Annotated in this window: 12 protein-coding genes and 1 pseudogene; 4 read left to right on the forward strand and 9 right to left on the reverse strand. The window is 53.7% G+C overall.

What is annotated here, in order from left to right:
• Positions 1-112: 112 nt before the first annotated feature.
• Positions 113-1,579 carry a glycosyl hydrolase family 18 protein gene (locus JV241A_RS12100; protein WP_134062706.1) on the forward strand — a complete coding sequence of 489 codons (1,467 nt, stop codon included), beginning with the start codon at positions 113-115 and terminating at the stop codon, positions 1,577-1,579.
• A 78-nt stretch (positions 1,580-1,657) separates the two neighbouring features.
• On the opposite strand, the gene JV241A_RS12105 is transcribed toward JV241A_RS12100, so the two are convergent.
• From JV241A_RS12105 to JV241A_RS12120, 4 genes are all read right to left on the reverse strand, one after another.
• Positions 1,658-2,575: a LysR family transcriptional regulator gene (locus JV241A_RS12105; protein ID WP_134062732.1), complete on the reverse strand. Its 918-nt coding sequence runs from the start codon at positions 2,573-2,575 to the stop codon at positions 1,658-1,660.
• A 125-nt stretch (positions 2,576-2,700) separates the two neighbouring features.
• Positions 2,701-3,801: an NADH:flavin oxidoreductase gene (locus JV241A_RS12110; RefSeq protein ID WP_134062708.1), complete on the reverse strand. Its 1,101-nt coding sequence runs from the start codon at positions 3,799-3,801 to the stop codon at positions 2,701-2,703.
• A 240-nt stretch (positions 3,802-4,041) separates the two neighbouring features.
• The gene (locus tag JV241A_RS12115; protein ID WP_134062710.1) at positions 4,042-5,214 is read right to left on the reverse strand and encodes a Xaa-Pro peptidase family protein; all 1,173 of its coding nucleotides are present in this window, start codon (positions 5,212-5,214) and stop codon (positions 4,042-4,044) included.
• 45 nt (positions 5,215-5,259) lie between these two features.
• Entirely contained in the window at positions 5,260-5,934 is a 675-nt protein-coding gene (locus tag JV241A_RS12120; protein WP_134062712.1) for an SDR family NAD(P)-dependent oxidoreductase, read from the reverse strand.
• A gap of 97 nt (positions 5,935-6,031) precedes the next feature.
• Between JV241A_RS12120 and JV241A_RS12125 the strand changes: the two genes are divergently transcribed.
• Positions 6,032-6,979, forward strand: a complete 948-nt coding sequence (locus JV241A_RS12125) for a LysR family transcriptional regulator (RefSeq protein ID WP_134062714.1) — start codon at positions 6,032-6,034, stop codon at positions 6,977-6,979.
• Between the two features lie 87 nt (positions 6,980-7,066).
• Here JV241A_RS12125 and JV241A_RS12130 read toward each other — a convergent pair whose 3' ends face one another.
• Complete coding sequence (locus JV241A_RS12130; RefSeq protein ID WP_134062716.1) at positions 7,067-7,462, reverse strand: helix-turn-helix domain-containing protein; 396 nt, start codon at positions 7,460-7,462, stop codon at positions 7,067-7,069.
• A gap of 118 nt (positions 7,463-7,580) precedes the next feature.
• On the opposite strand from JV241A_RS12130, the gene JV241A_RS12135 reads away from it, so the two are divergent.
• Both JV241A_RS12135 and JV241A_RS12140 read left to right on the forward strand, forming a co-directional pair.
• Positions 7,581-8,582 (forward strand): zinc-dependent alcohol dehydrogenase family protein, encoded by a 1,002-nt coding sequence (locus tag JV241A_RS12135; protein ID WP_134062718.1) that lies wholly within the window; start codon positions 7,581-7,583, stop codon positions 8,580-8,582.
• Between the two features lie 60 nt (positions 8,583-8,642).
• Positions 8,643-8,876, forward strand: a pseudogene (locus JV241A_RS12140) (IS3 family transposase); the annotation flags it as partial.
• Here JV241A_RS12140 and JV241A_RS12145 read toward each other — a convergent pair.
• From JV241A_RS12145 to JV241A_RS12155, 4 genes are all read right to left on the reverse strand, one after another.
• Positions 8,828-9,481 carry a hypothetical protein gene (locus JV241A_RS12145; protein WP_134062720.1) on the reverse strand — a complete coding sequence of 218 codons (654 nt, stop codon included), beginning with the start codon at positions 9,479-9,481 and terminating at the stop codon, positions 8,828-8,830. The pseudogene JV241A_RS12140 and the gene JV241A_RS12145 sit on opposite strands and share 49 nt — an antisense overlap.
• A complete protein-coding gene (locus JV241A_RS27630; protein ID WP_240047857.1) occupies positions 9,408-9,677 on the reverse strand; it encodes a hypothetical protein in 270 nt (89 codons plus the stop codon). Before JV241A_RS27630 ends, JV241A_RS12145 begins: the two co-directional genes overlap by 74 nt.
• Before the next feature lie 90 nt (positions 9,678-9,767).
• A complete protein-coding gene (locus tag JV241A_RS12150; protein ID WP_134062722.1) occupies positions 9,768-10,085 on the reverse strand; it encodes a hypothetical protein in 318 nt (105 codons plus the stop codon).
• Positions 10,086-10,250: 165 nt separating this feature from the next.
• Positions 10,251-10,680, reverse strand: a 430-nt coding sequence (locus JV241A_RS12155; RefSeq protein ID WP_134062724.1) for a DDE-type integrase/transposase/recombinase, incomplete at its 5' end; no start/stop codon positions are given.

A 10,680-nucleotide genomic window follows, 5' to 3' on the forward strand; every position in this document is an offset into this window, starting at 1 on the left:
TTATGGTGGACAATCCAAAACCTTGCGCTAGCCTGAAAGTTCTCCTCTAGGGAGGAGATCAATTGATCAAAGGAATGAACCAATCTATATACAGTTCTGAAGGAATAGAACAATGACTGATATTGACTTTTCATCGGTGAAGTCCAACGTAAATGATTCAGCATCATTGATGCCTAGTATTGCCAATAAAAAAATCCTCATGGGTTTCTGGCATAACTGGCCAGCCGGCCATAGTGATGGCTATCAAGGTGGGCAGTTTGCCAATCTGAATTTAGTGGATGTACCCAAGGACTACAACGTTGTTGCTGTAGCGTTCATGAAAGGCCAAGGTATTCCTACCTTCAAACCTTACAACCTCTCCGACGATGAGTTTCGCCGTCAGGTAGGTGTGCTGAACAGCCAGGGACGGGCTGTACTGATCTCATTGGGCGGCGCCGACGCTCACATTGAGTTGCACAAGGGGGATGAGCAGCCACTGGCGAATGAAATCATTCGCTTGGTTGAAGTCTACGGTTTTGATGGGTTGGATATCGACCTGGAGCAAAGCGCCATTGATTTTGCTGACAACAAGACGGTGCTGCCGGCGGCCTTGAAACTGGTGAAGGATCACTACAAGGGCGAAGGGAAACATTTCATCATCAGCATGGCGCCTGAGTTTCCCTACCTCAGAGTTGGCGGCAAGTACGTTGGCTACATTCAGGCCCTTGAGGGGTACTACGACTTCATCGCGCCTCAGTACTACAACCAAGGTGGCGATGGGATCTGGGTGCAGGAGGCCAATGGTGGGCAAGGTGCCTGGATTGCACAGAACAATGATCAGATGAAAGAGGATTTCCTCTACTACCTGACCGAAAGCCTGGTGACTGGCACTCGGGACTACATTGCCATCCCCGCAGATAAATTCGTCATTGGCTTACCGGCCAATAATGACGCTGCGGCCACTGGCTATGTGATCGATCCTGCTGCAGTTGTAAATGCATTCAAGCGTCTCGACGCTGCCGGCCATTCCATCAAAGGGCTGATGACCTGGTCTATCAACTGGGACGATGGCATTACCAAGGACAATGTTCCCTACAACTGGGAGTTCTACGATCGTTACTCCCCGTTGATTCACGGCGGGTCGGAGCCTGGTGATCGGCCAACGGCGCCCGCGAACCTGTCCGCCAGGGACGTAACCGAGATCAGCATGACCTTGAGTTGGGGGGCTTCAAGCGGCCCTCGTCCAATCGAGACATACACGCTATACCGAAATGGGGCTGCGATAGGCCAGGTGGCAGTTTTAACGCTGAAGGACTCAGGCCTAACGCCGAACACTCAGTACAGCTACTTTGTCACGGCAACAGACTCTCAGGGTAATGAGTCGCTTCCGAGCAAGAGCCTGAGCGTTCGAACTGCTGGAGACATCCCTGATCCAGAGTTCCCCGAGTGGCAGTTGAACCATCTTTATCGCAAGGAAGATGGCGTGACGTACGAAGGTAATCATTACGTGTGCCTGCAAGAGCACACTTCAAACGCAGGCTGGACACCACCCGTCGCCTTTACCCTTTGGTCGAAGGTCGCAATCAAGCGGCGCGCTTAGAGCGCTTTGCAAAGCCCGGCTTAAATGCCGGGCTTTCATTTCCCCTCTGCCCTATACCAGGACTGCGTTTCTCGGCCTTCAATACGCAGCAAAAGAAGGTACGGCCGATGCTTCGGCCTGCATCTTCATGAGGTTTTCCTCAAGCATGTCCAGGAAGACTTTCACCCTCGCCGGCACCAGTCGGCGAGTAGGGGTTACAGCCCAGATTGAGAGCTCCTCCATGTCTGCGTCTTCAAGCTCGATCTCCACGAGAGTCCCATCACATAGCTGGCGGAATACGTCCCAGTAAGTCAGCATTGCCAATCCCAAGCCTTGGATGGCAGCAGTTCTCACCGCATCCACGCTGCTGGTATTCACCAAGCCAGACACGGTCTTGTGCTGTAACTCCCCTTTGATCCTGAAAGGCCATCTTGGAACAGCCTGCAGGAGGATGCACTGATGCTTATCCAAGTCAGCGACCTTCAATGGGCGGCCATGCTTTTCGAGGTACTTGGGTGAGGCGCAAACCACCCGAGGATTCGGGGCGATGCGCCGGGCAACGAGTTCGGAGTTCGCCAGTGGGGCAACACGCAGCGCCAAATCCATACCTTTGCTAACAATGTCCACCACTCGGTCGGAAACGTCCAGATCGATCCGCAGATCTGGATGGCGCTCAAGCAGCGCCGGGAGGAGGGAAAGAACGATAGATTGCCCAAACACGCTGGGGGCAGTCATACGGAGCACGCCAAACACTTTGCTTGCAGCAGGGCTCAACTCACCCCTGGCGCTTTCCTCCGCCTCGCTCATGGCTTGAGCGTATGGGAGGAAGGCTTCCCCTTCAGCGGTCAGCGAGACGGATCGAGTAGTGCGGTGGAAGAGGCGTACACCCATATGCTCTTCCAGAGCATTGAGTCGACGTGATATTTGCATGGGCCCCACGTTCAGCTTTCGTGCAGCAGCCGACAGGCTATTCACCGAGGCCACCGCGAGAAAGATGTTTACGTCTGAAATTAACATTTTCAAAGGCCCATCATTTCAAAAAATCAGTTTAACGAAACAGCCTTGTCACGTCAGTCCATTCGCGGGCTCAGTAATTGTGTTCATCCACAACGGAGTTCCACACACCGATATCAGTTAGAGTATCAATACTCCAGTTCTGCCTCTTTGATATTGGCGACTGGCCCAAGGATCGAAGGATCAAATGTGCGTAGAGCCTCACCACGCTCAACTCGTTTTGGCAGATCAGGGTTGGCCAGTGCGCCACGACCGTATGCGATCACATCAGCACCGTTTTCCAACAGCTCTACCGAGCGATCCAATTCGTGCAGCGAGCCGTTGGTGAGGATCGTTGCGTTAGGAGCGTATTTCTTCGCCAGCTTGGCCAGGCTGTCGGTACCACCTTCGAAGGCCGGTTTCCAGGCTTCAAATTCGGTAACGTGGATGTAGTCGACACCGGCATCCGCCAGGGAACCGAAGATCACCTCCGCAGCTTGCTCACCTTCGGCCCACTTGTGTTGGAAATCATTAACCTTGCCCTGGGAGATTCGCACGCCTAGAGCTGCACCAGGCTTGATGGTTTTCTTCACGGCGCTCACGACTTCGAGGATGAGGCCGGCGCGGTTTTTCACATCGCCACCCCAACGGTCGGTGCGCAAGTTGGAGTAGTCGGTGAAGAACTGATCAAGTAAGTAACCGTTTGAACCGTGAATCTCGACACCATCGAAGCCCGAGACCTCGGTAGCAAGGCGAGCCGCGTTGGCGAAGCCTTCGATCGCATCTGCTATATCGGAGTCAGAAGCTGCGGTCGGCACTGGGTATTTGCCTTTGCCGTAATAGAAAGTCATCTGATCACCCTTCGGCTGAATCGCAGACGGTGCGATGGTGCCAGCGACGAAACGGTTACCTTGGTTGAGGGCGCCGGCGTGCATGATCTGCGCAACGACCTTGGCGTCTGCGCCGTGGATGCTTTGTACAAATGCTTGCCAGGCCTGTGCTTGTATTTCATCGCTGATGCCAGGCTGGAAGATATAGCCCTGCGAGTACTGATGGTCGGTGTAGAGGCCCTCAGTGATCAGCAAGCCGAAGTCACCCTTAGCGAAGCGGTCATAGTAGTGAGTCATTTGCTCGGTAGGACGGCCATCTTCAGTTGCGCTAACGCGGGTCATCGGCGCGACTGCGAAGCGGTTCTTGACCTGGAGGGCGCCGATCTGGCGAGGTGTATACAGTAGACCTTTGTTAGACATACTCGTTTTCCTAAGGGCGATGCCCTGGTTGAATAATCGGTATGCCTAAGGTAGGGGTACATGCATCCCCTGAGAATGTAGCTAATCCGATAAGGCGACATAACCAGTCCGGTTATAATTTGCCAAGAGCCCCATTCTAGGGGCCTTTGAAATCGCATTAAACGATTTAAAGGTTTGCTTGTTCGATTTTTGCCAAGCAAAAAAATCCCGCCTTGTCAGCGGGATTTTCTCACTGTCAGCTCAAATGCGAGCCGGGCATGTAGAGATCAACTCTGTTCTGTCCGGATGTACGAGTACGTTGTGTTCATATTTGACAAAGCCGACATCTGGTCGACCAGCCATACATTCAATAGCGATCGCCATGCCTGCTTCGATTTGGGTGTCGTTGCCTGGAACAAGCCATGGGGACTCCCAGCCGATCCCATACGAATGGCCGTGAAGAGGGTAACCGCAGTAAATCCCGCGAGAGTTCAATACATCTAGAACAACGTCGTACAGCTTTTGAGCTGTGACACCAGGTTTGCAAGCGGCAACGCCCGCATCAATAGCAGCGATGGCGCCGTCATAGATCTCATTCTGCGCAGCGCTCCATTCGCCTCCCGCTACGACGGATCGAGAGAAGTCCCATGTGTAGCCTTCTACAGCTGCGCCGTACAGGTCACAGTGGAAAATGTCGCCATCCTCAAGCTTGCGTGTAGTCCATTGAGGAGCCATCCCGTGAGAGTAAAATGCGCTGTGTGGCCCGGAGGAGCATGCCGCATCAATCAGTGCACACCCTTGGCGAATAGCGATGTCATAAGCTGCCGCAACAGCGTCAGCTTCAGTTGTCCCTACGATGGAAGCGCTTTTCATCATCGCTTCCATAGCAGCGTTGCCGACACCGGCTGCTTCTCGAAGCAGTTCGAACTCGAATGGTGTCTTGATCGATCGTAGACCTTCGATCACGTAATCCAGTTCTACGAACGAGACGCCTTGAGCTTTTTCCAGCAGGCGACGATGGATTGCGCTTACGAGCCAAGGGCCTGCAACCAAGCCGACCCGGGAGTTCGCCAGGCCAAGCTCTTTCAGGGTCGCAGCAACCTTATCCGGCACGAAACCGTCAGCCGACCTGATGTCATCAATGGCGATTACATCGCGACGAACGGCTGGAGATTCGGTGATCAGAATTGGCTCTCCCTTCGCGGGGATAATGACTGCCCCGTGAGACAAGCCTGCCCATCGACCGGGGAGGTCTGGTGCGTATGGAAACACCGGGCAGTAGTTCGCGAGATAGATGAGGTCATTCGCGGTGTCTACCGTGCCACCGCCTTTCCCCCAAACTACGAGGGCTTCTACATTGTGCGCCTTGGCAGCAGCTTGGGCTTTTTTCCAGCGGAGTTCGTATTCACTTCTAGGCGTGCGATTAGTCAGCATTGGTTCAATCTCTAAAATTTGGCACTGCTACTTTGGGAGCGGTTATCAAGAGGCCGGGTATATCGCTTCCCAGTCCCATTGCTCTTTCTCTTGAGCGTGCAGATCCCAAAATGCTTGAGCGACACCGTCGGCCTGCGGCGAGTCCGGGCTCACAAGAGTGCTCACCGTTACAGTGGCGACATGAACCCCTTCTTCTTTAAGTTGGGAGAAAAGGGCCTGCGTTGTAGCGCGGATAGCAGCTTTGCCGATACTGAGATTCAAGAAGTCAGCATTTGGATAAACGCCAAACCCGCCCCCCGTCAGCAGGACGCTGCCGGTGCCTTTGGCACGCAAGGCAGGGAGCGCCGACTGAACAGCCACGACGGCGCTGGTCACATTCACCTGCATGTCGCGCTCGATAGAACTGATGCTCTCGTCATCGATTGTCCTTGCCTTAAGGTTTTGCAAGGCGTCGTAATGAAGGACGGCAGCGTTGTAGTGGAGGACGTGAAGATCGTTTCCAATGCTCGCTACCAGTTCTGCTACTGCAGCAGGGTTGGTTGCGTCGATTGCAAATGCCCGAACGTTGATCCCCAACACCGCCAGTTGCTCTGCTTGCTTGGCGAGTCTTGTAGCATCGCGAGAACTCAGTACCACGTCGTAGCCTTCGCGCCCAAAACGTAGAGCGGTAGCAAAGCCGATGCCAGGGCCACTGCCGATGCTCAGAAAGGTTTGGCTCATGTTTACCTCCAGATGTACGGATTTGCCTGAGATTAACGACTCCTGAAATTGACAAAAAGATCATAATTACATATACATTATGAACCTCTGGTTCATAATGGCTGATTCGATGTTTAACGAAAATCCCGGGTTGAGTGCGACTGTATTGTCTGGCTTGGCCACTTTTCTCGTGGTTGCACGCGCGCTCAATTTCGCTCGGGCTGCTGAGGAGCTAGGGGTGACACCTACTGCAGTTTCCAAAACGATAAAACTACTTGAGAGAGAGTTGGGCGTAAGGCTATTAAATCGGACAACACGAAGTGTCGCTCTGTCGGATGCGGGTGCAGAGTTATTGTCGGTTGTTGCTCCTGCTTTTCAGGATGTCGGAGCATCGCTAGAACAGGTTCGGTCATCAGCTCACAACCCGCAGGGGGAGCTTAGGATCAACGCCTCGCATGTTGCATTTGCAACGCTGATCGAGCACGAGTTATATAATTTCAGCAGACTGTACCCGCAGTTGGCCATTCAGTTTTCGATTAACAATAGCCTTGTGGATATGGTGGGTGAGGGGTTTGATGCCGGGGTTCGACTTGGACATACACTGCAGAGCGATATGGTTGCAATTCAGATCAGTGGCTACCAGCAGCGCGTTCTCGTAGCTTCTCCTGACTACATTGCCCGGTGCGGGGCGCCTAAAACACCTCAAGAGTTGCTCAGTCATAACTGCATAAGGCAGCGAATGAATATAAATGGGAAACTCTATGAATGGGTGTTTCAAGATGAAGGAAGGGCGCTCACTATAGATGTCGCAGGCCAGTTGATTTTTGATGAGATGAGGGCAGCGCTTAATGCGGCAGTTGCTGGCATAGGGATCGCTTATGTGTTTAAGGATTTTGCGAGAGAAGAGCTGTTGTCCGGTAGTGTGGTGTCGCTTCTGGAGGAGTGGTCTCCAATAACAGACCCCTTTTATCTTTATTATCCTCAGGCAAAGCACATGCCTGCAAAGCTACGAGTATTTATTGATTACTTTAGGGGTAAAATGGTAGGTGCGCAGTGTGTCAAATAATTTCTCTGAGTTAAGCTCGAGGTTGTATCGGTAGCGAGATCATGGACAAATAATGCTAAATTCATGAGTGAGTAGGGGTATCACTAATCAGTTGCGGGTGATACCCGCAGTCGCCCGATTTGTCTCAATCTCATCCAGAAGCTCCGCGTTTTCTTCCGCCCACTCATAGAGCGCCATCAGCGGCTCTACAAATCTCTGCCCCACCTCAGTTAGTGAATACTCGACCATGGGTGGCACCACCTGGTGCACCTTGCGCTCGATCAAACCATCACTCTCCAGCTCGCGCAGCGTCTGGGTAAGCATTTTCTTTGAAATTCCCGGCATCGAACGCTGAAGCTGGCCTGTTCGCAGCGAGCCGAAACTCAGCACATAAATCACCATGGACGACCATTTGGGGGCCAAGAGAAGGTGAATTCTGCGAGGAGGGCATTGCTCACAGACCACCAGGGGATTTCCTGGATCGCGAACAGTTGTTTTAGTCATGGTTACCATTGGGTGCCTACGTTTCAAAAAAGTGCCTAATCGACAGATGATACCTAAAGGCTCAAGCTCACCCTAATCCCTAGATTGCACACTGTAAACAACCTCAACGGAGACCAGAATGAGCAGCCAGTACACGATGCGAGCCTTGGTGCTAGACGACTACGCTACCGGGACATTGGTGGAGAAAACTGTAGAACGCCCCTCTCCACGGGCGGGCGAGGTACTCGTCCGGATTGTAGCCAGCGGTGTTAACCCAATCGACAATATGATTCGTCAGGGACTTGCACCGTATGCCATGCCGGAGCTGCCCGCGATTCTTGGTACCGACCTTGCAGGCGTAGTGGTAGAGATTGGGCCTGAGGTGACGGCCTTCAAAGTGGGGGATGAGGTTTACGGGCTAACCGGAGGCGTTAGGGGGCTGCAGGGCTCGCTGGCCGAATATGCTGCGGTCGACACAGCACTTCTGGCATTGAAACCGAAGAATCTCACCATGCGCGAAGCCGCGGCAATTCCGCTGGTATTTTTGACTGCCTGGGAAGGCATGGTAGATCGAGCCGGTGTCCAAGCCGGCCAGCGTGTGTTGGTGCAAGGCGGCGCTGGCGGAGTCGGCCATGTAGCAATCCAGATTGCGGCAGCACACGGCGCTGACGTGTACGCGACAGCGTCCGCCGGCAAGCAAGAAATCGTGGCATCTTTTGGAGCTACGCCTATTGATTACAACGCCAAAACTGTCGACGAATACGTTGCGGATTTCACTGAAGGCAAAGGGTTCGACATTGTTTATGACACCGTTGGCGGGCAGAGCCTGGACGACTCCCTTGTTGCTGCCAAACCCTATGGCCATGTCGCCAGTTGTTTTGCTTTCGCCTCCCACAATCTGGCCCCTGGCTCACTGCGCTGCGTGACTCTGTCAGGCATATTCGTCCTTTTGCCAATGCTCAGCGGGGAAGGGCGTGCACATCACGGTCAACTCCTGCGTCATGCGACGCGGCTCGCAGAAGCAGGCAAGCTCAAACCGCTGATGGATCCTCACCGTTTTGGGCTAGCGCAAGCCCAAGCTGCACAGGTTTTGCAGGGTTCTGGTAAGGCCGTGGGTAAGGTCGTCATCGATATCGAGTAACGTTTTGATGCACGGGGTTGAGTCACACATCGGGACTCAACTCCCCACCGTTTTTGTTTGGACAACCACCTTGAGCCGAGTATGAGTCGGCGTGGCAACTGCTGGGACAATGCCGTGGCGGAGTCTTTTTTCAGCAGCCTGAAAAAAGAACGCATCCGCAAGAGGATCTACAAAACCCGTGACATGGCCCGTGCCGATGTATTCGATTACATTGAAGCGTCTTACAACCGAACGCGTCGTCACAGTCACCTGGGCGGCGTCAGTCCTGAGGCCTTCGAAAGTACCTCACTTTGAGGCTGGAAAATGTCTATGGGGGCGGGGGCAGTCCAAGATGCTTGGCTGAAGGTAACTCCCAATCCACTAATTTTGAGCTCGTGATCGATCAGTTTGGACAGGTTCACACGTCCGCAGGTGTAACCGATATCCTGCAGTACCTGATTTGCTTTCGCCTCAATCTGATGCTCCGTGAGATACGCAACCCGCTGCCTAACAGCGGGCCGGTGCTGTATCACATGCTCCAGTCTCGCGTTCTCGCCGTCAGGGGCCGCCAGCAGCCCCTGGAGAATCCCACTCCAGGAATTTGTGAAGCCCAGAGGGGTGGTGGCGTAGGTGCTATGCAGTGCTGGCTCGTACGATTGCTCAATCATTGCGTTGCGGATTGCTGCACTCCTGCGCTCAGAGGCAGTCGTCGTTCCCGCGAGCAATGAACGAGAGAGCTCCCACTTGAAATTGCCTTCATCCAGGTACCTAACCGCAGCCATGCCTTTGTTGCGGGCGAAATTCAGTGCACTTGACTGGAAAGCACTTGCGGACACGAAAATACCTTTACCGTTGAGGCTCGCGACCTGATCGATTTTCGAGCTGAACGTCTTCGACGTCGTCGATTGGGATGGTGCCATCGTAATTTTTGCATTCGATCAGCACGATCACTGAAGGATCATCCCTATCCGGAAGTCGCACCTCGATGGCGATATCGAACACGATGAAGCTCTCTCGATATCGGGAGAAATACTTTTTCTTGCGATGGATCGTACTGAACTGAGGCGCGAAGAGGAGCCTGCCTGCTGCTAGCTCACCTGAGAGCAAATCGAACACCTTTTGCTCAAATATCTCTCCTTTGGCATAGGTGCTTACCCGAGGCTCATGCTGGTGACGTGACAAGATAGTGAGTGTGAGCTTTCGTGCTCACTCTTGGCATATCACGCACCCGAAAGCACCGACCTCGGTGCAGGCAGCAAAAAAGGAAGACAGCAACCAATAAAGCTGGACGAAGTAGGGGCTTGGGGTTCGCCCCGCCTCGATGTCTTTGAAGGCCTGCTCAACAGCAGTTTTGCTCAGTGATGAGGTGACGATGGCCACCCGTTTGAAGGTATGAGGGGCATTCCGGCAGAACTCAACCGCAGTTCTGGAGGCCGCGGGCGTGCCGCGGCAGGTACGATGAATCCGCGTCGTCACTCCACCATTGCTATAGAGCCGATCCCAAAGGGCGAACTCGTTGGCCATGGCGGCAGCGGGTAATGCGAGATTGCCCAGATTCTTAATAGCCTGGCTTACAGAAACGTGAAACGCGCCTGCACCGAGCGTGAGATCACCGTGCTTAGCGTGATAGAACGTGATCCTTGGAGCAGCAGGATCCGTGCGAAATCCTATGAAGTCAGCCTGTAGTGGTCAACTAATCCCGGACACTGCGTTAAGTTTTTCTTCGGCAACAGCGGGCGCCAGACCGCTGTTGAACTGATGCGGTCGCTGCCAGTTGTAGCGCTGCATCAGAAACCGACCAATATCCTGCTGTGCCAGCGAAGCACTCATATAACCCACGGTCGGTACCCATTCCGTTTTCAGGCTGCGAAACAACCGTTCCATCGGTGCATTATCGTGGCAGTTTCCACGCCGACTCATGCTCTGCTTGAAGCGATAACGCCACAGCCGCTGACGGAAGCTTCGGCTGCTGTATTGGCTTCCTTGGTCGCTGTGAAACAGTACATTCTGAGGCCGGCCACGCTGTTCATAGGCCATGTCCAAGGCCTTGATCACCAGGTCGGCATCTGGCTTCGATGAAACCGCCCAGCCCACCACGCGGCGGGTGAACAGATCGATC

It is taken from the genome of Pseudomonas sp. JV241A, from assembly GCF_900275665.1.
Lineage (GTDB): Bacteria > Pseudomonadota > Gammaproteobacteria > Pseudomonadales > Pseudomonadaceae > Aquipseudomonas > Aquipseudomonas wadenswilerensis.

Coding starts and splice junctions, on each gene's coding strand:
- JV241A_RS12105 (WP_134062732.1), bottom strand. CDS start 2,575: ATGTTAATTTCAGACGTAAACATCTTTCTCGCGGTGGCCTCGGTGAAT.
- JV241A_RS12120 (WP_134062712.1), bottom strand. CDS start 5,934: ATGAGCCAAACCTTTCTGAGCATCGGCAGTGGCCCTGGCATCGGCTTT.
- JV241A_RS12135 (WP_134062718.1), top strand. CDS start 7,581: ATGAGCAGCCAGTACACGATGCGAGCCTTGGTGCTAGACGACTACGCT.
- JV241A_RS12150 (WP_134062722.1), bottom strand. CDS start 10,085: ATGGCCAACGAGTTCGCCCTTTGGGATCGGCTCTATAGCAATGGTGGA.
- JV241A_RS12115 (WP_134062710.1), bottom strand. CDS start 5,214: ATGCTGACTAATCGCACGCCTAGAAGTGAATACGAACTCCGCTGGAAA.
- JV241A_RS12145 (WP_134062720.1), bottom strand. CDS start 9,481: ATGGCACCATCCCAATCGACGACGTCGAAGACGTTCAGCTCGAAAATC.
- JV241A_RS12100 (WP_134062706.1), top strand. CDS start 113: ATGACTGATATTGACTTTTCATCGGTGAAGTCCAACGTAAATGATTCA.
- JV241A_RS12130 (WP_134062716.1), bottom strand. CDS start 7,462: ATGACTAAAACAACTGTTCGCGATCCAGGAAATCCCCTGGTGGTCTGT.
- JV241A_RS12125 (WP_134062714.1), top strand. CDS start 6,032: ATGGCTGATTCGATGTTTAACGAAAATCCCGGGTTGAGTGCGACTGTA.
- JV241A_RS12110 (WP_134062708.1), bottom strand. CDS start 3,801: ATGTCTAACAAAGGTCTACTGTATACACCTCGCCAGATCGGCGCCCTC.